Source organism: Salarchaeum japonicum (assembly GCF_020614395.1).
Taxonomy (GTDB): Archaea; Halobacteriota; Halobacteria; order Halobacteriales; family Halobacteriaceae; genus Salarchaeum; species Salarchaeum japonicum.
In genome coordinates this window covers 948,587-974,830 of sequence record NZ_CP085324.1, presented here as the reverse complement: position 1 = coordinate 974,830, position 26,244 = coordinate 948,587, and the positions used below count along the sequence as shown (strand labels likewise).

Annotated in this window: 26 protein-coding genes; 17 read left to right on the top strand and 9 right to left on the bottom strand. The window is 67.0% G+C overall.

Features of this window, described 5'->3' with window-relative positions:
• Window positions 1-140 precede the first annotated feature (140 nt).
• Both LI334_RS05600 and LI334_RS05595 read left to right on the top strand, forming a co-directional pair.
• Entirely contained in the window at window positions 141-1,262 is a 1,122-nt protein-coding gene (locus tag LI334_RS05600) for a pyridoxal phosphate-dependent aminotransferase (RefSeq protein ID WP_227262185.1), read from the top strand.
• A 32-nt stretch (window positions 1,263-1,294) separates the two neighbouring features.
• Window positions 1,295-2,026 (top strand): competence/damage-inducible protein A, encoded by a 732-nt coding sequence (locus tag LI334_RS05595; protein ID WP_227262184.1) that lies wholly within the window; start codon window positions 1,295-1,297, stop codon window positions 2,024-2,026.
• Here LI334_RS05595 and LI334_RS05590 read toward each other — a convergent pair whose 3' ends face one another.
• Entirely contained in the window at window positions 2,027-3,208 is a 1,182-nt protein-coding gene (locus LI334_RS05590) for a redox-regulated ATPase YchF (protein ID WP_227262183.1), read from the bottom strand. It abuts the gene before it with no gap.
• A gap of 90 nt (window positions 3,209-3,298) precedes the next feature.
• On the opposite strand from LI334_RS05590, the gene LI334_RS05585 reads away from it, so the two are divergent.
• The gene (locus LI334_RS05585; protein WP_227262182.1) at window positions 3,299-4,360 is read left to right on the top strand and encodes a CNNM domain-containing protein; all 1,062 of its coding nucleotides are present in this window, start codon (window positions 3,299-3,301) and stop codon (window positions 4,358-4,360) included.
• Here the strand turns inward: LI334_RS05585 and LI334_RS05580 are convergent, their stop codons facing one another.
• Window positions 4,361-5,209, bottom strand: a complete 849-nt coding sequence (locus tag LI334_RS05580; RefSeq protein WP_227262181.1) for a polymer-forming cytoskeletal protein — start codon at window positions 5,207-5,209, stop codon at window positions 4,361-4,363. It abuts the gene before it with no gap.
• A gap of 51 nt (window positions 5,210-5,260) precedes the next feature.
• The gene (locus tag LI334_RS05575) at window positions 5,261-5,839 is read right to left on the bottom strand and encodes a GNAT family N-acetyltransferase (RefSeq protein ID WP_227262180.1); all 579 of its coding nucleotides are present in this window, start codon (window positions 5,837-5,839) and stop codon (window positions 5,261-5,263) included.
• A gap of 227 nt (window positions 5,840-6,066) precedes the next feature.
• Here LI334_RS05575 and LI334_RS05570 point away from each other — a divergent pair, with 227 nt between their 5' ends.
• The 7 genes from LI334_RS05570 to LI334_RS05545 all read left to right on the top strand — a co-directional run bounded on the left by LI334_RS05570 (window position 6,067) and on the right by LI334_RS05545 (window position 10,934).
• Window positions 6,067-6,264, top strand: coding sequence for a DUF5800 family protein (locus LI334_RS05570; protein WP_227262179.1), 198 nt, complete (start codon window positions 6,067-6,069; stop codon window positions 6,262-6,264).
• Between the two features lie 35 nt (window positions 6,265-6,299).
• Complete coding sequence (locus tag LI334_RS13065; RefSeq protein ID WP_264476822.1) at window positions 6,300-6,431, top strand: hypothetical protein; 132 nt, start codon at window positions 6,300-6,302, stop codon at window positions 6,429-6,431.
• Window positions 6,431-6,655 carry a hypothetical protein gene (locus LI334_RS05565; RefSeq protein WP_227262178.1) on the top strand — a complete coding sequence of 75 codons (225 nt, stop codon included), beginning with the start codon at window positions 6,431-6,433 and terminating at the stop codon, window positions 6,653-6,655. The genes LI334_RS13065 and LI334_RS05565 overlap by 1 nt, the downstream gene beginning before the upstream one ends.
• Before the next feature lie 74 nt (window positions 6,656-6,729).
• Window positions 6,730-8,016 (top strand): branched-chain amino acid ABC transporter permease, encoded by a 1,287-nt coding sequence (locus LI334_RS05560; RefSeq protein ID WP_227262177.1) that lies wholly within the window; start codon window positions 6,730-6,732, stop codon window positions 8,014-8,016.
• On the top strand, window positions 8,013-9,320 hold the full coding sequence (locus LI334_RS05555) for a branched-chain amino acid ABC transporter permease (RefSeq protein ID WP_227262176.1): 1,308 nt from the start codon (window positions 8,013-8,015) through the stop codon (window positions 9,318-9,320). The genes LI334_RS05560 and LI334_RS05555 overlap by 4 nt, the downstream gene beginning before the upstream one ends.
• A complete protein-coding gene (locus tag LI334_RS05550; RefSeq protein ID WP_227262175.1) occupies window positions 9,313-10,191 on the top strand; it encodes an ABC transporter ATP-binding protein in 879 nt (292 codons plus the stop codon). Before LI334_RS05555 ends, LI334_RS05550 begins: the two co-directional genes overlap by 8 nt.
• Window positions 10,188-10,934: an ABC transporter ATP-binding protein gene (locus tag LI334_RS05545; RefSeq protein ID WP_227262174.1), complete on the top strand. Its 747-nt coding sequence runs from the start codon at window positions 10,188-10,190 to the stop codon at window positions 10,932-10,934. Before LI334_RS05550 ends, LI334_RS05545 begins: the two co-directional genes overlap by 4 nt.
• A 75-nt stretch (window positions 10,935-11,009) precedes the next feature.
• On the opposite strand, the gene LI334_RS05540 is transcribed toward LI334_RS05545, so the two are convergent.
• The 3 genes from LI334_RS05540 to pan1 all read right to left on the bottom strand — a co-directional run bounded on the left by LI334_RS05540 (window position 11,010) and on the right by pan1 (window position 14,590).
• Entirely contained in the window at window positions 11,010-12,284 is a 1,275-nt protein-coding gene (locus tag LI334_RS05540) for an ABC transporter substrate-binding protein (protein ID WP_227262173.1), read from the bottom strand.
• Between the two features lie 97 nt (window positions 12,285-12,381).
• On the bottom strand, window positions 12,382-13,185 hold the full coding sequence (locus LI334_RS05535; RefSeq protein ID WP_227262172.1) for an aminoglycoside N(3)-acetyltransferase: 804 nt from the start codon (window positions 13,183-13,185) through the stop codon (window positions 12,382-12,384).
• Between the two features lie 193 nt (window positions 13,186-13,378).
• Complete coding sequence (pan1, locus tag LI334_RS05530; RefSeq protein ID WP_227262171.1) at window positions 13,379-14,590, bottom strand: proteasome-activating nucleotidase Pan1; 1,212 nt, start codon at window positions 14,588-14,590, stop codon at window positions 13,379-13,381.
• Window positions 14,591-14,701: 111 nt separating this feature from the next.
• Here pan1 and LI334_RS05525 point away from each other — a divergent pair, with 111 nt between their 5' ends.
• From LI334_RS05525 to rad50, 3 genes are read left to right on the top strand one after another with little or no spacing between them, the layout of a single operon-like run.
• Entirely contained in the window at window positions 14,702-14,950 is a 249-nt protein-coding gene (locus LI334_RS05525) for a MarR family transcriptional regulator (RefSeq protein WP_145848011.1), read from the top strand.
• A 42-nt stretch (window positions 14,951-14,992) separates the two neighbouring features.
• Complete coding sequence (gene mre11 / locus LI334_RS05520; RefSeq protein WP_227262170.1) at window positions 14,993-16,174, top strand: DNA double-strand break repair protein Mre11; 1,182 nt, start codon at window positions 14,993-14,995, stop codon at window positions 16,172-16,174.
• The gene (gene rad50, locus LI334_RS05515; RefSeq protein WP_227262169.1) at window positions 16,171-18,837 is read left to right on the top strand and encodes a DNA double-strand break repair ATPase Rad50; all 2,667 of its coding nucleotides are present in this window, start codon (window positions 16,171-16,173) and stop codon (window positions 18,835-18,837) included. The genes mre11 and rad50 overlap by 4 nt, the downstream gene beginning before the upstream one ends.
• Here rad50 and LI334_RS05510 read toward each other — a convergent pair.
• From LI334_RS05510 to LI334_RS05500, 3 genes are read right to left on the bottom strand one after another with little or no spacing between them, the layout of a single operon-like run.
• Complete coding sequence (locus LI334_RS05510; RefSeq protein WP_227262168.1) at window positions 18,824-19,249, bottom strand: DUF7346 family protein; 426 nt, start codon at window positions 19,247-19,249, stop codon at window positions 18,824-18,826. The two genes, rad50 and LI334_RS05510, sit on opposite strands and share 14 nt — an antisense overlap.
• Window positions 19,246-19,539 (bottom strand): DUF7322 domain-containing protein, encoded by a 294-nt coding sequence (locus tag LI334_RS05505; protein WP_227262167.1) that lies wholly within the window; start codon window positions 19,537-19,539, stop codon window positions 19,246-19,248. The genes LI334_RS05510 and LI334_RS05505 overlap by 4 nt, the downstream gene beginning before the upstream one ends.
• Window positions 19,540-19,570: 31 nt before the next feature.
• A complete protein-coding gene (locus LI334_RS05500) occupies window positions 19,571-19,765 on the bottom strand; it encodes a DUF7331 family protein (RefSeq protein WP_206022045.1) in 195 nt (64 codons plus the stop codon).
• 95 nt (window positions 19,766-19,860) lie between these two features.
• Here LI334_RS05500 and LI334_RS05495 point away from each other — a divergent pair, with 95 nt between their 5' ends.
• From LI334_RS05495 to sufD, 4 genes are all read left to right on the top strand, one after another.
• Window positions 19,861-22,560 (top strand): DNA-directed DNA polymerase, encoded by a 2,700-nt coding sequence (locus tag LI334_RS05495; protein ID WP_227262166.1) that lies wholly within the window; start codon window positions 19,861-19,863, stop codon window positions 22,558-22,560.
• Window positions 22,561-22,680: 120 nt separating this feature from the next.
• Window positions 22,681-23,586: an ABC transporter ATP-binding protein gene (locus tag LI334_RS05490; RefSeq protein ID WP_227262326.1), complete on the top strand. Its 906-nt coding sequence runs from the start codon at window positions 22,681-22,683 to the stop codon at window positions 23,584-23,586.
• 9 nt (window positions 23,587-23,595) lie between these two features.
• Window positions 23,596-25,023 carry a Fe-S cluster assembly protein SufB gene (gene sufB / locus LI334_RS05485; protein WP_227262165.1) on the top strand — a complete coding sequence of 476 codons (1,428 nt, stop codon included), beginning with the start codon at window positions 23,596-23,598 and terminating at the stop codon, window positions 25,021-25,023.
• Window positions 25,020-26,234, top strand: a complete 1,215-nt coding sequence (sufD, locus tag LI334_RS05480) for a Fe-S cluster assembly protein SufD (RefSeq protein ID WP_227262164.1) — start codon at window positions 25,020-25,022, stop codon at window positions 26,232-26,234. Before sufB ends, sufD begins: the two co-directional genes overlap by 4 nt.
• Window positions 26,235-26,244 lie beyond the last annotated feature (10 nt).

Genomic DNA, 26,244 nt, shown 5'->3' with positions numbered 1-26,244 from the left:
CAGTCGCGGCCATGAGTTGACGAGTGGGGTCGTGTCGGAGCGCGAAACCGGCGGGGACGCCGGCACGACCGAGGGAGTCGCCGCCTGTTCGCAGTTCCTGAAGCCGTAGGTTTATACGGATTCTCGCCGCGTCGGTAGGTATGACGGAGTTCTCCGAGCGCGTGGAGTCGATATCCATCAGCGGCATCCGGGAAGTGTTCGAGGCGGCGAGCGAGGACGCCATCAACCTCGGCATCGGCCAGCCGGACTTCCCGACGCCCCAGCACGCGCGGGACGCCGCGGTGGACGCGATTCAGGCCGGGAAGACGGACGGCTACACGTCGAACTACGGGATTCCCGAACTCCGGGAGGCGATTCGGGAGAAACACGCCCGGGACAACGACGTCTCGGTGCCCGAGAACGGCGTCGTCGCCACCGCCGGCGGGAGCGAGGCGCTCCACCTCGCGCTGGAAGCGCACGTCGATGCGGGCGAGGAAGTGCTGTTCCCCGACCCCGGGTTCGTCGCGTACGACGCGCTCACGAAACTCGCGGGCGGCGAGCCGGTGCCGCTCCCCCTGCGTGACGACCTCACGCTCGACCCCGCGACCGTCGAGGAGCACATCACCGAGGACACGGCGGCGTTCGTCGTGAACAGCCCCGGCAACCCCACGGGGGCCGTGTCGCCGCCCGAGGATATGCGGGAGTTCGCGCGTATCGCGGACGAACACGACGTGCTCTGCATCAGCGACGAAGTGTACGAACACATCGTGTTCGACGGCGAGCACCGCAGCCCCCTCGAATTCGCGGAGTCCGACAACGTCGTCGTGGTGAACGCGTGCTCGAAGACGTACTCGATGACTGGCTGGCGGCTCGGCTGGGTCGCGGGGAGCGAGCGGCGCGTCGACCGCATGGTGCGCGTCCACCAGTACGTGCAGGCGTGCGCGAGCGCGCCGGCCCAGTACGCCGCGGAAGCCGCGCTCTCCGGCCCGCAGGCTCCCGTTGACGAGATGGTGGCGGCGTTCGAGGAGCGCCGGAACGTCCTGCTCGACGGCCTCGAAGACATGGGACTCGACGTGCCGACGCCGTCCGGCGCGTTCTACGCGTTCCCCGAGGTGCCGGAGGGCTGGGTGGACGCCGTGATGGACGAGGGCGTCGTCGCCGTCCCCGGTGACGCATTCGGGGAGCGCGGCGAGGGGTACGCGCGGCTCTCGTACGCGAACGGCGTGGAGAACATCAAGAAGGCCGTCGAGCGGATGCGGCGCGCGACCGACCGCGTGCGATAACCCTTACCCGTCCGCCGCGCCCACGGCGTGGTATGGAAGTCGCGTTACTCACGGTCGGGGACGAACTCCTCGCGGGGGAGACGGAGAACACGAACGCGTCCTGGCTCTCGCGACGGCTCACGGAGCGCGGCGCGACCGTCACGCGCGTGCTCGTCGTCCCGGACGACCACGACACCATCGCGTCATACACGCGGGAGTGGCGCGAGCGGTTCGACGCCGTGCTCGTCACGGGCGGCCTCGGCGGGACGCCGGACGACGTGACGATGGACGCGGTCGCGGACGCCGTCGGCCGCGATGTCGTGGTGAGCGACGACGCAAAGTCACGGGTGGTCGAGACGGCGGAGCAGTTCGCGGACGACAACCCCGAGCTGGTGGACGCGTACGACCTCGACCTCGATTTCGACGCGTGGGCGAGCGTGCCCGAGGGCGCGCGCGTCGTCCCGAACGACGCCGGCCTCGCCCCCGGCGCGGTCGTCGAGTCCGTGTACGTCCTCCCGGGCGTTCCCGCGGAGATGAAAGCCGTCTTCGAGCGGATGGCCGCGGATTTCGGCGGCGATGTCGTCTCGGAAACCGTCTACACGCCCGCCCCCGAGGGCGCGCTCACCGGCCGACTCGAAGACCTGCGCGACGGGTTCGACGTGACCGTGGGCAGTTATCCCGCGACCGACGACCCGAACCGCATCAAAGTCACCGGCACAGATAGTGGAGAGGTCGAGCGCGCCGCTCAGTGGGTGCGCGAGAACGTCGAGACCGTCGACGAGTAGCTACTTCGCGGTGCTGACGATCTTGACGACGTCGCCTTCTTCGAGTTCGTAGGCGTCCGAGACTTCCATGCTGGTCTTGGCGTCGACGGCGTGGAGGTAGCCGTCGCCGATGTCGGAGTGGACGGCGTACGCGAGGTCGACGGGCGTGCTGCCGCGGGGGAGGAGGTGGGCGTCCGGGAGGACGTTCCCCTGGCCGTCCGTCCACTTCGAGGCGTCCTGGACGGGGTAGGCGGTGATGTGGTCGAGGAGGTCGTAGACGGCGTAATCGAGCGCGCGCTGGACGCCGGTGCCGCCGTACTCGTCCATGGTGTCGGAGAGCGCGTCGAGGAGCGCGCGCTGGTCGTCGGGAAGTTCGCCGACGACCTCGAACGTTGAGTCGCCGGGGTCGTAGTCGATAGCGCCGGCGTCCGCGCCGCGGCGGAGCGCGAGTTCGCCCTGCGCGGTCGCGGGAATCACGGGCTTGTCGAGCGCGCGGAGGGCTTCGACGTTCTCCGCGGGCGCGGCGTCTATCTTGTTCGCGACGACGACGATGGGTTTCGTGCGCTCGCGGACGCGGGTGGCGAGGGCTTCGCGGTGGTCGTCCTCCCACGCCATCGGACTCTCGGGGTAGTCGAGTTCGCGGAGGCAGGCCGCCACGTCGTGTTCGGTCGCGCCGAACCCGGTGAGGAGGTCGGTGAGCGCGTCGTCCATGTCGAACCCGGGACTGCGGGACTGGCGTTCGACGGTCTCCCAGTTCCGGTCGATGATGCCGGCGAGCCAGAGATCCATCTCGCGCTCGATGAAGTCGATGTCTTCGAGGGGGTCGTGACTCCCGATTTCGACGGGTTCGCCCTCGGCGTTCGTGCCGCCGGTGGCGTCCACGACGTTCAGGATGGCGTCGGCGTTCGTGAGCTCGTCGAGGAACTGGTTCCCGAGGCCCTTCCCCTCGTGCGCGCCCGGGACGAGCCCCGCCACGTCCAGGAGTTCGACGGGGACGTAGCGCTTCCCGTCGTGACAGTGTTCGTGCCCGCAGCGCTCGTCGCGTTCGAGGCAGGGGCAGTCGGTGCGGACGTGGGTCACGCCGCGGTTCGCGTCGATGGTCGTGAACGGGTAGTTCGCCACGTCCACGTCCGCCATCGTCGCCGCCGTGTAGAAGGTGGACTTGCCGGCGTTCGGCTTTCCGGCGAGCGCGAGAGAGAGCATAGCCCGAGTAGTCACAGCGTCGAAGAAGGGCTTTCGGTTGCTGACAATCGCCATAAGGGCTATTCGTCGCCGGACTGAATCGCCGGGACGATGAATTCGCTTGAGATTACGATACGTCTCGTCGCGGGTCTCGGGCTGATTCTCGCGAACGGCTTCTTCGTCGCTATCGAGTTCGCGCTGACGCGCGCCCGCCAGTTCACCGAGGAGGAGTTCGTGGACGGGAACCCCGCGCTGGAGCGCGCGTGGGAGATGACGAACGACCTCGAACTCTACTTGACGACGTGTCAGGTGGGGATTACGGCGTCCAGCATCGCGGTCGGTATCGTCGCCGAACCCGCGCTCGCCGCCATCTTCGAGCCGGTGTTCCACGGGACGTTCCTCGCGTCCGTCGGCGCGGGCGCGGTGCTCGCGTTCCTCCTCATCAACCTCCTCCACTTGACGCACGGCGAGCAGACGCCGACCTACCTCGGCGTCGAGCGCTCCCGGTTCGTCGCGAAGTACGGCGCGGCGCCGCTCTACTGGTTCCACTTCGCAATCTCCCCCATCATCACGCTCGGGGACGGTATCGCGAAGGGCACCCTGCGGTTGTTCGGCGTGGAGATGACGGGCGCGTGGCTCGAAACCGAGGAGGACGTCATCGAGAGTCGCGCGGAACTCCGGAACCGCCTCGAATCCGTGCTCGAACGCGGCGACCTCTCCGAGGAACGCCTCACCGAGGTCGTGAACGCGCTCGACGTGGGGACGACCGCGGTGACGGACGTGATGGTGGATAGCGAGGACGTGGTGTTCCTCTCCACCGCCGAGTCCATCGAGGAGAACCTCCACCGCCTCACGTCGTCGCCGCACACGCGATACCCGCTCGTCGGGGAGACGCCCGAAGACCTCGTCGGTATCGTCTACGTGCCCGCGGTCATCGACCACATCGACGACATCCGGTCGGGCGAGATGACGCTCGACGAGGTCGCCGCGCCGCCGATGACGCTCTCCGCGGACACCACCGTCAGCGACGCTATCGACCAGTTCCAGGCGGAGAATCAGGAACTCGCACTCGTCCTCCGCGACGGCGAGGTCGTCGGATTGGTCACGGCGACGGACGCGTTCGAGGCGGTGATGGGCGAAATCGACGACCCGCTCGACCAGGCGCGCGACTGACTACTCGGGCTCTCGCTCCACGTCCGTGCCCGCCATCCGCGTCTCGCCGCTCGCCCGAATGGAGCCGTCCACCGCGGCCTCCGGCTGAATCTCCACGTCCGTCCCGGAGACGTTCCCGAGGACGAGCGCCCCCGACTCGATGGTCACGTCGCCGCCCCTGGTGGTCACGTCGCCGTGAATCTTCGTGTCGGGGCCGACGACGATGTCGCCCTGCGCGCGCAGGCTCCCGAAGATGTTGTTCTCTCGCCCGACCTCGATTTCGGTCGCGCGGACGTTCCCGTGGAGCCGGCACTCGTCCCCGATGGTCGCCGGCGTGGAGACGCGCCACGCGTCGTCGCTGACGTGCGCGCTCCGCGGCACCCGAACCGGCTCCGCTTCCTCCGCGTCCGTCAGTTCGTCCACGAGGTCTTGGGCTTCCTCCTCCTCGCCGATGCGGAGGAGGTGGGAGAGGTAGACCATGAAGAAGACGATGGTCGGCATCGGGTTCCGAATCACGATCCAGCCGTTCGCCTCGAATCCCTCCGTGATGTCCACGTCGTCGCCGATGTCGAGGTCGCCGCCGACGACGAGGCGGCCGTCGATGTTCACGCGTTCGCCGAGGTAGGCGTCCGCGCCGACGAGCACGTTCCCCTCGACTTCACACCACATGTCGAGCCGGCAGTCGCCCTCGGCCTCGATGTTGCCGTCGAACTGGACGCGTTCGCCCGCGATGACGTTGTGGCCGCGAACCCCGAACTCGACCGTGCTCTGCCCGCCGACGAGCACGTCGCCGTCCGTCACGAGGTCGTGTTCTTCGACCGTCGTTCCGTCCGGAATCGAGAGTTCGTCGAGGGGGTCCGTGCCCAGCACACCCCGATTCTGGACGGCAGGGGGTAAAAGCCTCTCGGAGACCCCGACCCCCTATCCGCGCGCGGTCTCGTACTCCTCGCGCGTGACGGTGTACCGGACTTCGTCGTGGACGCCGCCGTCCTGGTCGGCGAGCGCGTTCCGCAGGCGGCCTTCGCGGCGGCCGCCGTGGCGCTCAACGTACTTCGTGATGGCGCGCTCCGACTGTTCGTTCTCGGGGACGTGGCTCACCTGCACGCAGGCGAGGTCGAGCGTGTCGAACGCGAGTTCGAGGAGGGCGTCCGCGCGTTCGCCCGAGTACCCGCGGCCCCAGTAGGGCTTGCGGAGCCAACAGCCGAGCGTACCCAGGTCGCGCTCCCAGTCCACGCCGAGCCCGGTCGCGCCCGCGAGTTCGTCGGCGTCCGTCGGGAAGATGCCGTACTGGGCGCTCTCGGCGTCCTCCCACTGCTCGCGGACGTGGTCGAGGTACTCTTTCGTCTCCTTCGGCGTGTCGTGCGGACTCCACGTCATGTACCGCGTTATCTCCTCGATGGCGGGGTCGTGCGCGCACACCTCGTAGTAGTCGAGCACGTCCACGTGGGTGTCGAGGCGTTTCAGTTCGAGTCTGTCGGTGTCGATGGTTTCGGGGAACATCTGTCTCTCTGAAGGATCTGTAAGCGGTGCGGCGAGAAGCGAAGGGAGCGCGCCCGACGCGCGAGGCGGGTGAGGCCCGCGTCACGCGGCCGAACGCACTGTCCGCTCCCGACTGCGTCCTGCGGATGCGTTGGGAGCGGACATCGTGGCCGAATCGACTGCGGGCATCCATTTGAAACTATCGCCGTGACGTGGTGCTTTTCTTCTTGCGCACCCTGATTCGGGACATGACCACGATGTCGTTCGACGAGGAGGGCGTGGACGCCGTCTACGCCGGGACGGAGTTCCGCCTGGAGAAGGAGATGATAGAGGACGCGACCGAGAAGCCGTACCCGGACGTGACCGACCACGACGTCATCAAACTCATCGAACCGAACCCCAGCCTCTCGGGGGAGCCGCGGCGCATCGCCGACATCCTCGACTGACACGTTTTAAGACCCTCCGCGGAGTCCACTGAGGTATGAGCGTTCAGTCGTTCGACCACCCGTCGTGGACGGCCGCCCTCGGAACCCTCGTCAGCTACCTCCTCGTGCTCGCCGGCATGACCGTCCTGTTCTTCGGCGTGCCCTACCTCCTCTTCACCGCGCTCTAATGGCCATCGACGCACTCGACGGCGACGCGCGCCTGCTCGCCGGCTACGCGGTCGTGCAGGCCGCCCTCCTCTCCTTCTCCTACCTCGCCGTGACCGCGCTCGGGTTCGGAAGCCCCGGCTTCATGCACTTCGGGATGCCGTGGTACCTCCTCGTGCCCGGCGTCTGGCTGCTCGTGTTCGGTCTCGCGTTCGCCGCGTTCGCGCCGCGCGTCCGCCGGAACTGAGACCTGTCACGCGAACAGCGGGAAGTATCGGTTCGAGCGGAGCATTATTGAACACCCGCATCCTGACACCACCCATGGGTATAGAAACCAATGGACAGTCCGCCCTCGAACGGGGGGTCGCGTTCGCCAAGAGCGGCCCGGGCGGCGCGCTCGTCGCCGGGTTCGGCGCGTTTCTCCTCGTCGACCTCATCCTGAAACTCGCCGGCGTCGGCGTGAGCGTCAACCTCGCGACGCTCCCGGTGGTGAGCGACGTACCGGTCGTCGGCGACCTCTCCGGGGGTATCGGCGGCGCGATTCCGTTCGGCCAGTTCAGCAGTTACGTCTGGAACGGTCTCGTCATCGGCCTCGTCATCGGCCTCGCGAGTATCGGCCTCTCGCTCACGTACAGCATCCTCAACTTCGCGAACTTCGCGCACGGCGACTACCTCACCACGGGCGCGTTCTCCGGGTGGGCCGTCACGTACGTCATCGCCGGGTTCGGCGGCCTCGACCTCGTCAACCTCGTCCTCCTGCGCACGCCCCCGGGAGACGCCGGCGCGAACCTCTGGCTCTCCCCGCTCGCCGTCTTCCTCGGACTCGCCGTGTCCATCCTCGCGACGCTCCTGTTCGCGCTCGCCATCGACCGCGTCGTCTACCGCCCCATCCGGGACGCAGACGGCATCTCGCTCCTCATCGCGTCCGTCGGGGTCGCGTTCGCGCTCCGCTACCTCATCAGCCTCGTGTTCGGGAACAGCCGCCGCATCGTCACCTCGACGGAGCGCCTGCCGAGTTTCGACCTCGTTCAGGTCGTCGTCGGGTTCGCCGAAACCGTCGCCGATGTCGCCCCGGCGTTCCTCGTCGACCTGTTCCCGTCCGTGCTCGTCCCGAGTAACGCGGGCGCACTCATCGTGAACGCGCACGAAGTGACGCTCATCGTCATCGCCGTCCTCCTCATGCTCGGCCTGCACGTCCTCCTGCAGCGCACGAAACTCGGGAAGGCGATGCGCGCGATGGCGGACAACCGCGACCTCGCGCGCGTCACCGGCATCCCGACCGAGCGCGTCATCACCACGACCTGGGTTATCGGCGCAGGCCTCACGGGCGCGGCGGGCTTCCTGCTCGTGCTCAGCCAGGGCGGTCTCGGGTTCACGACCGGCTGGCGGCTCCTCCTCCTCATCTTCGCCGCCGTCATCATGGGCGGCATCGGCTCCATCTACGGCGCAATCGCCGGCGGCCTCGTCATCGGGCTCGCGAGCCGCGTGTCGCTCGTCTGGCTCCAGGGCGACTGGTCGGCGTTCGCGCGCCCGACCGCGTTCCTGCTGATGATTCTCATCCTCCTGTTCCGCCCGTCCGGCATCTTCAGCGGGGTGAAGACGACATGAGCGAGAACGAGACGCCGAGTCTGCTCCGGCAGGTCGTGCGCAACGACGCGTTCAAAGTCGCGGCGCTGTTCGCGGGCATCTGGCTGTTGTTCTACGCGCTCAGCGCGTTCCTCGAATACCCGACGTACGGCGTCGTCGCCACCATCCGCCGCGTGACGTTCCTCTCCGCCGTCTACGCCATCGCCGTGCTCGCGCTGAACATCCAGTGGGGGTACACGGGCCTGTTCAACATCGGCGTCGCGGGCTTCATGGCCGTCGGCGCGTACACCACGGTCATCCTCTCCGCCGACCCCGGCGGCGTCCCGCCCGGCCTCGGCCTCCCGCTCCCCGTCGGCGTGCTCGGCGGCATCCTCGCCGCCGTCGTCATCGGACTGGTCGCCGCGCTCCCGGCGTTACGGCTGGACGCGGACTACCTCGCCATCGTCACGGTGGCGTTCTCCGAAATCATCCGGCTCACCCTGAACTCGCCCGTCCTCATCGACATCACGGGCGGCGCGAGCGGGTTCGACAACCTCCCGACGAGCCCCGTCCAGACGCTCCTGCTCACCGACCCCGGGAGCATCATCTCCGAGCCGACGGCGCTCGGGTCGTTCGTGTTCGGCCTCGGCGAACCGCTCGACCTCACCCGCATCGTGATGATAAACATCGTCTACACGCTCGGCGTGCTCGTCGTGCTCCTGTTCGTCTACCTCCTGCTCGAACGCGCCGGGAAGTCGCCGTTCGGCCGCGTTCTCAAGGCGATTCGGGAGGACGAGGTCGCCGCGCAATCCCTCGGGAAGAACACCCAGAGCTTCAAGGTGCGGGCGTTCGCGCTCGGCTGCGGACTCATGGGGCTCGCCGGCATCCTCTGGTACGCGATGGGGCCGCGCGCGTCGGTCGTTCCGACGAACTTCCGGCCGGAACTCACGTTCTACATCTTCATCGCGCTCATCATCGGCGGCTCCGGGTCGAACGTCGGGAGCATCATCGGCGGCGCGGTGTTCGCCAGCCTGCTCTACGAAGCCCCGCCGATACTCTCCGACGTGGTCGTGAAACTGCTCGCGGACTACAACGTCGCGCTCCCGAGCGCGCCCGACAACGTCGTGACCACCGTCTCCACGGGCGACCCGCTCGCCATCGTCGCGTTCCTCCTCGCGAACATCGACACGTTACGCTTCATGTTCATGGGCGCTCTGCTCGTGTTGCTCGTGCAGTACAAACCGGACGGCATCCTCGGCGACCGCACCGAAACCGCGGCCGCCGTCTCCCTCTCAGAGGAGAGCCGTCCCGCGAACGCGAACGCCGGAGGTGACTCCGATGAGTGACGCAGACGACACCGAGATACCCGAGACCGAGGGCGAACTGGACGCGGAACCCGAATCGCGGGACTCGCCCGCCGAGGAGGCCGCGAAGACGACGCCGAAGAGCCTCCCGCTCCGCGTGAACAACCTCCGCAAGGAGTTCGGCGGCATCACCGCCGTGGACGGCGCGACGTTCTCCGTCGAGGAAGGCTCGCTCACGGGCCTCATCGGGCCGAACGGCGCGGGGAAGTCAACGACGTTCAACTGCATCACGGGCGTCCACGAGCCGACGAGCGGGAGCGTCCACTTCCGCGACGAGGAGATAACGGGCGAATCCCCGCATCGAATCGCGCAGCGCGGCCTGGTTCGGACGTTCCAGATAGCGCGCGAGCTCGAAGAGATGACCGTCCTCGAAAACATGATGCTCGCGCCGGGCGGGCAGTCCGGCGAATCCGCGACGCGCTCCGTGCTACCCGGCCTCCGGTCGGGCGTCGTCGCCGAGGAGGAGTCCGTCCGCGAGCGCGCGTGGGAGACCCTGGAGTTCTTCGAAATCGACCACCTCGCGCAGGAACTCGCGGGCAACCTCTCCGGCGGCCAGCGCAAACTCCTCGAACTCGCCCGCGCGCTGATGACCGACCCGGACGTGATGCTGCTGGACGAACCGTTCGCGGGCGTCAACCCGACGCTCGAAGAGAAACTCTTAGACCGCATCCACGAACTCCGGGAGTCGGAGGGCCTGACCTTCCTCCTGGTCGAACACGACATGGACCTCATCATGGAGAACTGCGAGCACGTCATCGTCATGCACCAGGGGCGCGTCCTCGACGAGGGGCCGCCGGAACAGATCACGCAGAACGAGGAGGTTATCGAGGCCTACCTCGGGGGGACGGTATGACCGGCGCGTCCGCGGACGCCCGGCTCCCCGACGACGAGGCCGGCCTGCTCTCCGTGCGGTCGCTCGACGCGGGCTACGGCGACCTCCAGGTGCTCTCCGGCGTGGACTTGGACGTCAGGGACGGCGAGTACGTCACCATCGTCGGGCCGAACGGCGCGGGGAAGTCCACCGTGATGAAGTCCGTGTTCGGGCTCACCGACTACATGGACGGCACCATCACGTTCGGCGACACGGCCATCCACGGCTGGAACCCCGAGGACATCATCCACGAGGGCCTGGGGTACGTCCCGCAGAACGAGAACGTGTTCGCGGGACTGAGCGTGCGCGAGAACCTCGAAATGGGCGCGTACATCCTCGACGACGTGCCGGAAGAACGCCTGCGGGACGTGTTCGACCGGTTCCCGATCCTCGAAGAACGCCAGGAGCAGACCGCGGGGTCGCTGTCCGGCGGCCAACAGCAGATGCTCGCGATGGGGCGCGCGCTCATGCTCGACCCCGACCTGTTGATGCTGGACGAACCGTCCGCGGGTCTCGCGCCCGACCTCGTCGCGGACATGTTCGACCGCATCGACCGCATCAACGACGACGGCACGTCCATCCTGATGGTCGAGCAGAACGCGAAGGAAGCCCTGCGGCGCTGCGACCGCGGATACGTGCTCGTGCAGGGCGAGAACCGCTACATGGACGACGGCGACACCCTCCTTGACGACGAGGAGGTGCGTCAGGACTTCCTCGGCGGATAGGTCGAATCTCGTTTTTCGCGAACTATCGAGTGGTGCTCCCGGGAGCGGGTCGAAAGAAAAACGGGGGTCGCGGGGTCAGGCCGTGAACTGAATCTCGTCGATGGTGCGGATGCCGCCGCCGGATTCGAACCCGAAGTACTCGTAGGTCGCGGCCTTCAGGTCGCCGTTCTCGTCGAAGTCGACCGCGCTGGACGCGCCCTTGTACTGGATTTCGGTGCCCGAAGCCGCCATGTCGAGGCCCTCCGCGAGCGTGCTCGGGAGGACTTCCTCGCCGCCGGGGTTGGCGACGGCCTGCATCTCCTGGGCGATTGCCGCGCCGCTGTTCTCGCCCGCGGCGGCGTTCGCGAGCAGGCACACCGCCGTCGCGTCGAACGCCTGGGACGTGAACACGCCGGGTTCGTTTCCGAACTCGGACTGGAACTGCTCCGTGAAGTACTCCGTTCCCGGGCCGGCCGCGAGCGGCGCGGTGCCGGTGACGTTCGACATGTCGTTGCCCACGTCGGACGGGAGGCTCGCGGAGCGCAGGCCGTCCGTGACGAGAATCGGGACGTCCGAGTCGAAGTCCGTGTAGAAGTCCCGGAACAGCTGTTTCCCGCTCTCGGGGTAGCCGATGACGATGACGACGCCGGGGTCGTCCGAGAGCGCCTGACTGAGACGGGACGTGTACGAGCTCTGGGCCTTCTGGAAGGACACCTGCTGGAGCATCTCGCCGCCGGCGTTCTGGAACGCGGTGGCGAAGCTCTGGGAGAGCAGTTGACCGTAGGAGTTGTTCACGTACATCGTCGCCGCCGTGGAGGCGTCGAGGCGTTCCATCGCGACCTGCGCGAGGACTTCGCCCTGGAGCGCGTCCGTCGGCGGGGTGCGGTAGATGAGGCCGCTGTCTTCGAGGTCGGTGATGGCGGGCGACGTGCTCGCCGGCGAACAGCCGACCATCCCCGAGGGGATGAAGACGTTGTTCGCCACCGCGATGGTCACCTCGGAGGACGCCGCACCCGTGACCGCCGGGTAGCCGGAGTTACGGAGCGTCTGCGCCGCGGACTGCGCGGCGTTCGCGTCCGTCTGCGTGTCCTGCTCGGAGAAGTCGAGCGTGAAGTCCGTCTCGCCTTCGAGGAGGATGCGCGGGAGAATCGCGCCGTTGTTGATGGGGACGCCGAGGTCCGCGAGTCCGCCCGTCGTCGGGAGAAGGACGCCCTGCTTGAGGGTGCGCGCGCTGGACGACGTCGTGGTTCCGCCGCTACTGGTCGTGGTTCCGTCGTCGCCGCCGCCGTTGCTCGAACAGCCGGCGAGTCCGACGATGCCTGCGGCACCGACGCCACGAATCACGTCACGTCTATTGACATTGGATGGCATACCTCAAGATTTGGCTTCCACCACATAAATCTGTTCCGAGAGTACTGGCAGAAATTGCGGTGGACGGCCCAGCGACGCCGGAAACGGACGTTCTCGCTCAGCGGTTCCGGCCGAACCATTCTGTCGCGTAGTCCACGAGCGCGCGCTGGTCGAGGAGTTTCGCGTCCGCCGCGCCCACGCGACCCGTCTCGACGCCCACGTCGTCCTCGAACGCCGCGCCCACCGCGTCGAAGTCGTCGGTCGTCCGCTCGATGTCCGCGAACTCGACCCACTGGTGCTCGCCGTCCACCAGCATCGGCCCCTCCTCGACGGTTTCGTCGCGCTCGTAGTCCGCGCGGGTCTCCGCGAGGTGGAGCGAGGTGTTCGTGTCGTGGCCGGTGCCGAGTATCAGGACGAGTCCGTCGCGGTCGTAGACGGCGGAGAGCGGCGAGTTCTCGCCGAGGCCGCGGTCGAGTTCGTGGGTCGCCACGATGGCGTCGGCGTCCGCGCCCCACGCCGCGAAGGAGTACTGGGGGTGGTCGCTCCGCACGGCGTCCGGATGCGTGCGGAGACACTCCGGAACCGCCCCGACGCCGCGCGAGGGCGTCACGTCGGGCCGGAACGCCGGCATCGACTCCCGAACCGCCGGGAGCCAGTCGTCGGGAATCGGCGGGTTCTCCCAGACGCCGGGCGTGCAGAGGTGGCTCGTGTGCGTCGGCACCACAATCGTCCCGGCCTCGGTGACGGCGTCCCGGAGCGCCTCGACGACGCCCTGCGGGCCGCCGGGAACCCAGCCGAGGCTCGACATCGACGAGTGCACGAGAACCGTCTCGCCGCGAACGCCGAGGTCGCGGAGGTCGCTCGCGAGCCGCTCGGGCGTCACCGGTTCCTCGACTGCCTCGACCGCGTCTCCTTCGCTCATACCACCACACGGCGGCACGCCCGGCATAAGTCTTCTCGGAGACGGCGCACTCACTGAAAGAACTGCCAGGAGCGAAAAGAACGGATAACAATAGCGGGCGTCACAACGGCGGGAGCGACCCGCACGGCCCGACCACGCTGGGTTGGGACATTGAAAGGGGTTTTTCGGGCGCTCCGCGCCCGAAAAAGGGCTTTCAGGCGAACGTACGGGAGACGTCGGGTTCTTCGTCGTCGTTGGTGAGTTTGTCGTAGGCGTTGCGGAAGTCGGCCATGGTGACTTCGTCGCGGTCGTCGCGGATGGCGAACATGCCGGCTTCGGTGCAGATGGCTTTCACGTCCGCGCCGGAGGAGCCGTCGGTTTCCTCGGCGAGTTCGGTGAAGTCCACGTCGGCGGCGAGATTCATGCCGCGCGTGTGGATCTGGAAGATCTTCTCGCGGCCGTCTTCGTCGGGGTGGGGGACTTCGATGAGGCGGTCGAACCGGCCGGGGCGGAGGATGGCCCGGTCGAGCATGTCGAAGCGGTTGGTGGCGGCGATGATGCGGATGTCGCCGCGCTCGCTGAAGCCGTCCATCTCGGAGAGCAACTGCATCATCGTCCGCTGGACTTCGGCGTCCCCGGAGGTCTTGGAGTCGGTGCGTTTGGAGGCGATGGCGTCGATTTCGTCGATGAAGACGACGGCGGGTTCGTGGTCGCGCGCGACCTGGAAGAGGTCGCGGACGAGTTTCGCGCCCTCGCCGATGAACTTGTGGACGAGTTCCGAGCCGGCCATCTTGATGAAGGTGGCGTCGGTCTGTGCGGCGACGGCTTTCGCCATCATCGTCTTCCCCGTGCCCGGCGGGCCGTGGAGGAGCACGCCGCTCGGCGGGTCGATACCCACCGTGTCGAAGATGTCGGGGTTCTCCATCGGGAGTTCGACGGTCTCCCGGACCTCCTGGAGCTGGTCGTGGAGGCCGCCGATGTCCTCGTAGCCCACGTCGGGGGACTCCTCGACCTGCATGACGCGGGCGCGAACGTCGGCCTCGTCGTCGAGGCGCTGGACGACGGAGAGGCTGTTGTTCACGGCGACGCGCGCGCCGGGTTCGAGGTCTTCGCGGAGTTCGTCGGTGACCTCGGTGAGGGCTTCCTGGTTGTTCCCGTGCTGTTTGATGATAGCGCCGTTGTCGTTGAGTTCCTGGACGGTCGCGACGAACAGCGGGGACTGCTTGAGTTTCTTGTTCTCGTGGTTGAGGCGTTCGAGTTTCTGCTGGTACTTGTTGTTCTCCGCGTTCGCGTCGAGCAATTCGTCCCGCATCTCCTCGTTCTGCTCCTCGAGGACGTCGAGGCGCTCCTGCAGGGCGTCGATTTTCTCCTGCTTGGACGCGTCGTCCTCGTACGGGAGGTCGACGTCGTCGACGGTGTCGGTCATCACCAGTGTTAGGGCGGCGGTTCCTAAATGAGTTCGGGTGACAGTAATATCACCCACAGTAATTAGATAGAACCGAAGTTATTATCTTCCGGTATCCTGTAGTGGGTGGTGATGAGCGCCATTCAGTCCGCCGAAGCCGACACCCTCGAACGCGTCCGCGACCTCCCGCCGAGCGCGAAACTCGTCGCGAAAGTCCTGGAGTACGAAGACACCCTCACGCAGAGCGAGATAGCCGACGAAACCCTCCTCCCCGCGCGCACCGTCCGCTACGCGCTCACCCGCCTCGAAGACGAGGGCCTCGTCGACTCCCGATTCTCCTTCACCGACGCCCGCAAACGCCTCTACAGCCTCGACGTCTGAGCGCCGAACCTTTATCCGCGAACGCCGGAGTAGGGAGTGACAATGACGCGCGTCATCCACACGGGGGACACCCACCTCGGCTATCGCCAGTACCACTCTCCCGTGCGCCGCCAGGACTTCGCGGACGCGTTCCGGAGCGTCGTCGAGGACGCCGTCGCGGACGACGTGGACGCGGTCGTGCACGCCGGCGACCTCTACCACGACCGCCAGCCCGGACTCCCCGACCTCCTCGACACCATCGACATCCTCACACCGCTCCGCGAACACGACATCCCCTTCCTCGCCGTCGTCGGGAACCACGAGAGCACCCGGCAGGGCCAGTGGCTCGACCTCTTCGAGACGCTCGGCCTCGCCACCCGCCTCGACGCAGAGGGAACCAGCGTCGGTGACACGACGTTCTACGGCCTCGACTACGTTCCCGAGTCGAAGCGCGACCAGCTCGACTACGAGTTCGCCCCGCCGGAGACCGAGCACGCCGCGCTCGTCTCGCACGGCCTGTTCACGCCGTTCCCGCACGCGAACTGGGAGACCGAGACCGTGCTCGGCGAGGCGAACGTGGACTTCGACGCGTTCCTCCTCGGGGACAACCACGCGCCCGACCGCGCCGAAGTGCTGGACACGTGGGTGACGTACTGCGGGTCGACCGAGCGCGCGAGCGCGAGCGAACGCGACCCCCGCGGCTACAACATCGTCACGTTCGACGGGGACGCGCAGATAACGCGCCGCGGCGTCGATACCCGCGACTTCGTCTTCCTCGACCTCGACCTCCAGGGCGACGAGGGGACGGCGTACGTCCGCGACCGCGTCCGTGACGCCGACGTCGAGGACGCCGTGGTCGTCGTCACCATCGAGGGCGAGGGCGGGCAGGTGACGCCCGCGGACGTGGAATCGTTCGGGGCGGAACGCGGCGCGCTCGTCACGCGCGTGAACGACCGCCGCGAGGTCGAGGACGAATCGGACATCGACGTGAGTTTCGCCGACCCCGACGAGGCCGTCCGGGAGCGCGTGCGCGACCTCGGACTCAGCGAGACCGCGCGCGACATCGACGAGACCGTGCGGGAGAGCAAGCTCGCGGACGCGAACGTCCGCGACGCCGTGAAAGACCGCGTTCAGGAGGCGATTTCGGACGCTCCCGACGCCGTGATCGGCAGTGAGGGCGACGGGGAGGAATCGGTTCCCGACGAGGAGAGCGAGGGGCAGGCGGCGATGGGTGAGTTCCAGTGAAGTTCGAGCGCGTGCGGATTCGGAACTTCAAGTGCTACGACGCGGAGGACGTGCGGCTCGACCGCGGCGTCACCGTCGTGTACGGCCTGAACGGGAGCGGGAAGTCGAGCCTCCTCGAAGCCTGCTTCTTCGCGCTGTACGGCACGGACGCCGTCTCGGGGACGGCCGCGGAGGTGGTGACGACGGGCACGGAGGAGATGTCGGTGACGCTCTGGTTCAGTCACGACGGCGCGGAGTACGAACTCTCCCGCGAACTCAAGGTGCGCGATGGCCGGGTCGGCCGCCACGACTGCGTCCTCACGACGCCCTCCGGGAGCATCGAGGGCGTGACTGACGTGGAATCGCACGTCGCCGACCTCCTGCGGATGGACGCGTCCGCGTTCGTGAACTGCGCGTACGTCCGGCAGGGCGAGGTGAACAAGCTCATCAACGCCAGTCCGAGCGAGCGCCAGGACATGATAGACGACCTCCTCCAGCTCGGGAAACTGGAGGAGTACCGCGAGCGCGCCGGCGACGCCCGCCTCGGCGTCGAGGACGTGCTGACGGAGTACCGGAGCCGCCTCGAACAGCGCGCGGAGGACGTGGCCGACCTCGAAGACCAGGGCCTGCACGAACGCCGGAACGCCCTGCAGTCCGACCTCGCGGAGGTCGCGTCCGAAATCGAGCGCTTCGAGGAGAACCGGCGGAACGCCCGCGAGACGAAGGAGGAGGCGGAGCGCGTGCTCTCCGAGTACGAGGAGAAGCGCGCGGAACTCGACTCCGTCCGCGAGACCATCGCGGAACTCAGGGACGCCATCAGCGACACCGAGAGCGAGCGCGACAGCCTCCAGGAGACGGTGCGCGAGCACCGCGAGCGCGCGAGCGACCTCGACGACCGCGTCGAATCGCTCCTCGCCGACACCGACCTCGACGGGGACGCCGGCCTCGACGCGGTCGAGGCGCGACGGGACGACCTCGAATCGGAGCGCGACGACGTACAGGCGGACGTGCAGGAGGTCGCGAACGAGATGACGAGCGACCGGAAGGACGCGGAGTCCTTCGAGGAGCGCGCGGACGACCTCGCGGAGCGCGCCGCGGAGGCGCGCGAGCGCGCGGACAATCTCGAATCTGACGCGGCGGACGCCGCCGACGAGGTCGCGGAACTCGACTCGACCATCGCGGACATCGAGAGCGACATCGGGGAGGCGCGTGAGGCGTTCGCGGACGCGCCGGTCGCGTTCGGCGAGGCCGCCGAGTACCGCGAGCGACTCGAATCGGAGCGCGAGGAACTGCGCGCCGAGCGCACCGACGTCCGGGAGGAGTTGGCGTCCGCGCGGTCGCGCGTCGAGGACGCCGAGGAACTGCTCGCGGAGGGGAAGTGTCCGGAGTGCGGGCAGCCGGTGGAGGGGTCGCCGCACGTCGCGTCCATCGAGGAGTACCGAGAGCGCGTCAGCGACCTCGAATCGGACGTTGCGGACATCGAGAGCGATATCGAGGACGTGACGGAGCGCATCGAGCGCGCGGAGGAACTGGAAGCCGTCGAGCGGTCGGTCGCCGACCTCGAATCCCGCCGCGAGTCGAAAACGGAGGTTCGGGAGGCGAAGGCGGAGTCGGTCGCGGAGAAGCGCGCGGACGCGGCGGAGGCCCGCGAGCGCGCGGACGACCTCGCGGAGCGCGCCGAGGAGAAGCGCGCCGAGGCCGCAGAGGCCCGCGAGCGCGTGGAGGAGCGCCGGGAACGGCTCGGGGACTTGCAGACGGAGAAGCAGTCGCTGGACGAGCGAATCGAACGGCTGGGCGACCTCGCGGAGGCGTTGCGGGAGCGCGAGCGCGAGCGCGACGCGGCCGAGCGCGTGGCGGAGAAACGCGAGAGCCTCGGCGAGCGCAACGAGGAGCGCCGGGAGCGCCTGGCGGAACTCCGGGAGCGAAAGCGCTCGCTCGAATCCGCGTACGACGAGGAGCGCATCGAGACGGCGGAGGCGAACAAGGAGGAGGCCGAGCAGTACCTCGACCAGGTCGCGGAGAAACTCGACACCCTGCGCGAGCGACGCGACGAGATTCAGGGGAAGCTCGGCGGCGTGAAGAAGGACATCGAGACGCTCGAACGGTTGCGCGAGGAGCGCGACGCGCTCGACGAGACCGTCTCGGAGTTACAGGGCGTGCACGAGGAGACGGAGTCCCTCGAATCCCTCTACGGCGACCTGCGCGCCGAGTTACGCCAGCGGAACGTCGACAGACTAGAGCGCCTGCTGAACGAGACGTTCGACCTCGTCTACCAGAACGACTCGTACGCCCGCATCGAACTGGACGGGACGTACGAGCTGACGGTGTACCAGAAGGACGGCGAGCGCCTCGACCCCGAACAGCTCTCGGGCGGCGAGCGCGCATTGTTCAACCTCAGCCTCCGGTGCGCCATCTATCGGTTGCTCTCCGAGGGCATCGAGGGATCCGCGCCGATGCCGCCGCTGATTCTCGACGAACCGACGGTGTTCCTCGACTCCGGGCACGTCTCGCAGCTCGTGGAACTGGTGGAGTCGATGCGGGACATCGGCGTGGAGCAGATTCTCGTGGTGAGTCACGACGAGAGCCTGCTCGGTGCCGCGGACGACCTCGTGCGGGTGCAGAAGGACGCGACGACGAACCGCTCGCACGTCGAGCACGACACGCCGACGCTCAACGCCGATTGAGGAGTTTCGCGACGCCGCGGTCGCCGGTCGAGGTGAGGCCGTACCCGGGTTCGCCGGCGACCGTGACTTCCTCGACGACGCCGGCGGCCCGGCACTCCGTGAGGAGGCCGAGGAGGTCGCTCTCGCAGTACTCGTAGTCGGTGAGCATGTCGCGGACGGGCCGGGAGCCGTTCTCGTGGAGGTCGATGAGGAGGCCGAGCGAGCGGTCGTCGTGGGCGACGCGGAGGACGGCGCGCACGCTCTCGGGGACGACGGCGGCCCGGGTTTCGAGCGCGGGGCTGTCGAGCGCTTCGACGGCGTCGTTCGGAACGTACTCCTCCTCGCCGGTATCCGGGTCGCGCAGGAGACTGCTCTCCGCGGACTCCTTCACGAGCACGTACACGTCGCCGTCGTACCGAACCGTTCGAGTCATTCGTCCTGGCGGTCGATGATTTCGCCGATGCGGGCCTTCGAGCGCTTGTAGTCCCACGCGCAGTACGCGAGGATGGCCGCGCCGGCGAGCGCGGTGCCGCCGCCGACGACGAGGAGGCCGCGGAACGCGAGGAACATGAGGCCGAGCGCGAACAGGAGGATGCCGACGTTGAGGAAGGCGACGAGCTTCCAGAACCGGAGTTTAATCTCCGTCGGCACCTCCGTGGACTCCCCGTCCTCGTCGTCGTCGGTGTCGGGGACGGCGGTCTGTGGTTTCAGCGGGTTGTACACGGATAGTGAGAGCCGTCGGAGCGAAGAAAAGTTATCGTTGCTCGGCGAGCGGCGTCGCGTTCGTGGCCTTGAGCCACGCGAGCGGGTTGTCCGCGTCGTAGAGTACGACCCCGTCCTCGGTGTCGTAGGACTCGACGGTCGGACCCTCCTCCCCCTCCGGTAGTTGGGGTACGTGGTTCCGGCGCTCTTCGTCACCCGTCGTCGCGTGGTCGGACACGTGTGTCACCTCACCCCACGATAAGAAGTACCACGGTATAACCCTTTTCCCCGTCGGTCGGCGGACGCAGGGTCTTTTAGTCGGGCGCGACCAAGGGAGACCCAATGCCTAACGCCAGCCTGACGGACTTCGACGGCGGCGGGGACGACGCGGACGCCGCGGGGGACGGCGACCGGCCCGCCGCGGAGGCGCGGTACGTCGCCGGGGACGGCGACCCCGTCGTGAACGAAATCATCGACGCCGAGGAGGGCGCGCTCCCGGACGCCGAGGGAACCCTGGACATCGCGGTGACGCAGGTGGACTACACCGTCGAGGGACAAGGGAGCCGCGAACGCCCCGTCATCCACGTCTTCGGCCGCCGCGAGGACGACACGCCCGAGCACGTCCGCGTGCACGGCTTCCGCCCCTACTTCTACACGCCTACCGACAGCCTCTCCGAGGGCGACCTGCAGGACGACGTCATCACCGGCAGCGAGGACGGCTACGAGAGCATCCGCGGCGAGGAACTGACGAAGGTGTTCGGGCGGACGCCCCGGGACGTGGGGCAGATTCGCGACCGCTTCGAGCACTACGAGGCGGACATCCTCTTCCCGAACCGCTTCCTCATCGACAAGGACGTGAACAGCGGCCTGCGGGTGCCCGAGCGCCGCGCCGAGGAGGACGGCGCGCTCGTCGCGCACCACGGCGAGGTCGAACCCGTGGAAGCCGAGGCCAGCCTGCGCGTGAACACGTTCGACATCGAGGTGGACGACCGCTCCGGGTTCCCGGAGGACGGCGAGGAACCCATCGTCTGCCTCACCAGCCACGACAACTACCGCGACGAGTACATCGCGTGGCTCTACGACGCCCCCGACGCCGACGTTCCCGCGCCCGACGACCTCGCGGACTACGACCTCCTCGACGAGAACGCGGACGCGTCGGTCGAGGTGCGGTCGTTCGACGAAGAGGCGGCGATGCTGGACGCCTTCCTCACCTACGTCGAGGACACGGACCCGGACGTGCTCACGGGCTGGAACTTCGAGGACTTCGACGCGCCGTACTTCATCGACCGCCTCGACGTGCTCGGGATGTCCTACGACCGGCTCTCCCGCGTGAACGAGGTGTGGACGGGCGGCTGGGGCGGCCCCGACGTGAAGGGCCGCGTGGTGTTCGACCTCCTGTACGCCTACCAGCGCACGCAGTTCAGCGAACTCGACTCCTACCGCCTCGACGCCGTCGCGGAGACCGAACTCGGCGTCGGGAAGGAACGCTACACGGGCGATATCGGCGACCTCTGGGAGCAAGACCCCGAACGCCTCCTGGAGTACAACGTCCGCGACGTGGAGCTCTGCGTCGAAATCGACCGCAAGCAGGACGTGATTCCGTTCTGGGAGGAGGTCGCGTCCTTCGTCGGGTGTAAACTGGAGGACGCGACGACGCCCGGGGACGCGGTGGACATGTACGTCCTGCACAAGGTGCACGGGAGTTTCGCGCTCCCCTCGAAGGGCCAGCAGGAGTCTGAGGACTACGAGGGCGGCGCGGTGTTCGACCCCATCACGGGCGTCCGCGAGAACGTCACCGTGCTCGACCTCAAGAGCCTGTACCCGATGTGCATGGTGACCATCAACGCCAGCCCCGAGACGAAAGTCAATCCGGAGGAGTACGAGGGCGAGACGTACGTCGCGCCGAACGGCACGCACTTCCAGAAGAATCCCGACGGCGTGATTCGGGAGATGGTGGACGAACTCCTCGAAGAGCGCGAGCAGAAGAAGTCGCGGCGGAACGACCATGACCCGGACAGCGAGGGCTACGAGCGGTTCGACCGCCAGCAGGCCGCGGTGAAGGTCATCATGAACTCGCTGTACGGCGTGCTGGGCTGGGAGCGCTTCCGCCTCTACGACAAGGAGATGGGCGCGGCGGTGACCGCGACCGGACGGGACGTCATCGAGTTCACCGAACGGGCCGCGAACGAAATCGGCCACGAGGTCGCGTACGGCGACACGGACAGCGTGATGCTGGAACTCGGCCCCGAGTTCTCGAAGGCGGAAGCCATCGAGACCTCGTTCGAGATTGAAGAGCACATCAACGGCCGGTACGACGACTTCGCGCGCGACGACCTGAACGCGGACGAACACCGGTTCCAGATCGAGTTCGAGAAGCTCTATCGGCGGTTCTTCCAGGCGGGGAAGAAAAAGCGGTACGCGGGCCACATCGTCTGGAAGGAGGGCAAGGACGTGGACGACATCGACATCACGGGCTTCGAGTACAAGCGAAGCGACATCGCGCCCATCACGAAGGAGGTGCAGAAGGAGGTCATCGACCGCATCGTCCACGGAGAAGATATTGACAACGTGAAGGACTACGTGCACGGCATCATCGAGGACTTCCGGGACGGCAACGTGAACCTGGACGACGTGGGCATCCCGGGCGGTATCGGAAAGCGCCTCGACAACTACGACACGGACACCGCGCAGGTTCGGGGCGCGAAGTACGCGAACCTCCTGCTGGGGACGAACTTCCAGCGCGGGTCGAAGCCGAAACGCCTCTACCTCGCAAAGGTTCGACCGGAGTTCTGGCGGCGCGTCGAATCCGAGAAGGGCCTCGACCCCCAGACCGACCCGCTCTACGGGGAGTTCAAGCGCGACCCCGACGTCATCTGTTATGAGTACGCAGACCAGGTGCCCGCGGAGTTCGAAATCGACTGGGACACGATGCTCGATAAGACCCTCAAAGGCCCCATCGAGCGCATCCTGGAGGCGCTCGAAGTGTCGTGGGAGGAAGTGAAGAGCGGGCAGACCCAGACCGGACTCGGGTCGTACATGTAACCCCCGGCAGGGCGCGCCGATTCTACGTTCGCGAAATAAATTTTGCTTTGCGAGAAGATGACACCCGGGGATGCGTAAGCATTATGCGTCGCAAACACCTCCTTCGAGATGACTGAAGGCATGGCTACGCTTACACTACAGAACGTACACGCGGAAGTCGCAGAGGAGGGCGAGAAGATTCTCAACGGTGTCGACCTCGAAGTCGACTCCGGCGAGATTCACGCCCTGATGGGTCCGAACGGCAGCGGGAAGTCCACGACCTCCAAGGTCATCGCCGGACACCCCGCCTACGAAGTCACCGAGGGCTCCATCACGCTCACGCTCGACGACGACGACTTCGGCGACGTCGACGAGATTCCGGAGGACGCACGCGAGTGGAACCTCCTCGAACTGGAGCCGAACGAGCGCGCCGCGCTCGGCGTGTTCCTCGCGTTCCAGTACCCCGCCGAAATCGAGGGCGTCACGATGACGAACTTCCTCCGCACCGCGCTCAACGCGAAGCTCGACGAGCGCGAGGAACTCCTGTTCGGCGAGGACGAGGAGGAAGAAGAGGAGGACGCGGGCTACGACACCAGCCCGATGGAGGGCCCCGCGGACGAGGGCGACGTCGGCGTCGCCGAGTTCCAGCAGCTCCTCTCGGAGAAGATGGAACTCCTCGACATGGACGAGAAGTTCGCGCAGCGCTACCTCAACGCCGGGTTCTCCGGCGGTGAGAAGAAACAGAACGAAGTCCTGCAGGCCGCGATTCTCGAACCCGCTATCGCGGTGCTGGACGAGATCGACAGCGGTCTCGACATCGACCGCCTGCAGGACGTCGCGGACGGCATCAACGCCCTCCGCGACGAACAGGGAACCGGCATCCTCCAGATCACGCACTACCAGCGCATCCTCGACTACGTCGAGCCCGACACGGTTCACATCATGCTCGACGGCGAGATCGCGATGGAAGGCGGCCCCGAGCTCGCGGCGAAGCTCGAAGACAAGGGGTACGACTGGGTGCGTGACGAGGTCTACAACGCGGCCTAAACCACGATTATGAGTTCAGACGAACACCTCAAAGAAACCGACACGGAAGCCCGCTTCGAGTTCAAGAAAGAGCAGAAGTCGGCGTTCGAGTCGGAGAAAGGACTGACCGAGGAGACCATCCGTCTCATCTCGGAAGACAAGGACGAGCCCGACTGGATGCTGGAGCGGCGTCTGCGCGCGCTCGAACACTACCAGGAGATGCCGATGCCGACGGACTGGCCGGGCCAGCCCGACCTCACGGAACTCGACATCGAGGAGATCGTTCCCTACATCCGCCCCGACATCGACGTGCGCGGCGGCGCGGAGTCCTGGGAAGACCTCCCGGACGAGATTCGGGACACGTTCGAGAAGCTCGGCATCCCGGAAGCCGAGCGCGAGGCGCTCTCGGGCGTCGGCGCGCAGTACGAGTCCGAGATCGTCTACCAGAACATGCAGGAGCAGTGGGAGGAGAAGGGTGTCATCTTCATGGACATGGACAAGGCCGTCCAGGAACACCCCGAACTCGTGAAGGAGCACTTCATGACGAAGAACGTGCCCCCGAGCGACAACAAGTTCGCCGCGCTCCACGGCGCGGTCTGGTCCGGCGGCTCCTTCGTCTACGTCCCCGAGGACGTGACGGTGCAGATGCCGATTCAGGCGTACTTCCGCATGAACTCCGCGGGGATGGGGCAGTTCGAGCACACGCTCATCATCGCGGAGAAGGGCAGCGAAGTCCACTACATCGAGGGGTGTAGCGCGCCGAAGTACGGCACGCACAACCTCCACAGCGGTGGCGTCGAAGTCTTCGTCGGCGAGGACGCCCACGTGCAGTACTCGACCGTGCAGAACTGGTCGAAGAACACGTACAACCTCAACACGAAGCGCGCCATCGTCGAGGAGAACGGTACGATGGAGTGGGTTTCGGGGAGTATGGGGTCGAAGGCGACGATGCTCTACCCCTGCACCATCCTCAAGGGTCGCGGCGCGACGGACAACCACATCACCATCGCGTTCGCGGGCGAAGACCAGGACATCGACACCGGCGCGAAGGTCTACCACAACGCGCCCGAGACGAAGTCCACCATCGAGTCCAAGTCCATCAGCAAGGACGGCGGCCGCACGAACTACCGCGGCCTCGTCCACATCGCGGACGGTGCGGAGAACTCCAGCACGTCCGTCGAGTGTGACGCGCTGATGTTCGACAACGAGTCCACCAGCGACACCATGCCGTACATGGAGATCGAGGAGTCGAAGGTGGACGTGGCCCACGAGGCCACCGTCGGGAAGATCGGCGACGAGGACGTCTTCTACCTCCAGTCGCGCGGACTGGACGACGACGACGCGAAGCAGATGATCGTCGCCGGGTTCATCGAACCCATCACGGAGGAACTGCCCATCGAGTACGCGGTCGAACTCAACCGCCTCATCGAACTGGAGATGGAGGGGAGTCTCGGATGAGCACGCAACTCCACGACGGCATCACCGAGGAGACGGTTCGCCAGCTCTCCGACGAGCGAAACGAGCCGGAGTGGCTCCTCGAAACACGCCTCGACGCGCTCGACGAACTGGACGGCCTCGACTTCCCGAGCGTCATCCAGACGCCGGGTCGGACGTGGACGAACCTCGAAGACCTCGACTTCGAAGCGCTCGTCGAGCCGCACGAGCAGACCGAGGAGAAAGACCTCGAAGTGGACGAGGACGCGACCGTCGTTCCGTTCCACCGCGCGCTCGACGACGCCGACCTCGAAGACCTCGTGAAGGAGCACTTCGGGTCTATCGTCCCGACCACGGAGAACCGGCTGACGGCGCTCTCCACGGCACTGTTCACCACGGGCACGGTCATCTACGTCCCGCGGGGCGTGGACGCGGAGGACGTGAAGGTGCGGACGACGATGAACGGCCGGTCGCTGTTCAACTACACGCTCGTCGTCACCGAGGAGAACGCGTCCGTCACCATCCTGGAACGACAGGACACCGGTTCGGCGCTCGACGGCGAGCGGTACTACTCGGGTATCGTCGAAATCGCGGCGGGCGAGAACTCGTACGTCCAGTACGGGAGCCTGCAGGACTTCGACCAGCAGACGTACAACTACACCGTGAAGCGCGGCGACGCCGACACATACAGCACCATCAACTGGATCGAGGGCAACCTCGGGAGTCGGCTGACGAAGACCGCGGTCAGCACCGAGCTCAACGGCGACAGTTCGGAGACCCAGATCGTCGGCGCGTTCTTCGGGCACGACGACCAGCACTTCGACCTGGACAGCGCGGTCTGGCATCGTGCCGAGCACACGACCGCCGACCTCGTCACGCGCGGCGTCATCGACGACCACGCGCGCTCCGTCTACGAGGGCACGCAGGACGTCGGCCGGGACGCCTGGGACACCTCCAGCTATCAGCGCGAGAACACGCTGATGTTGAGCGACGAGTCCGAGGCGGACGCGTCCCCGAAGCTCATCATCAACAACCACGACACGGAAGCGAGTCACTCCGCGACGGTCGGTCAGATCGACGAGGAGGACTTGTTCTACATGAAGAACCGCGCGGTTCCGCCGCAGACGGCGAAGAACATGCTCGTCGAGGGGTTCTACGTCCCCGTCCTCGAAGAGATCGAGGTGGACGAACTCCGCGACGACCTCGAAGAGCGCATCCACGAGCGCCTCAACTAGGCGGTTTTTT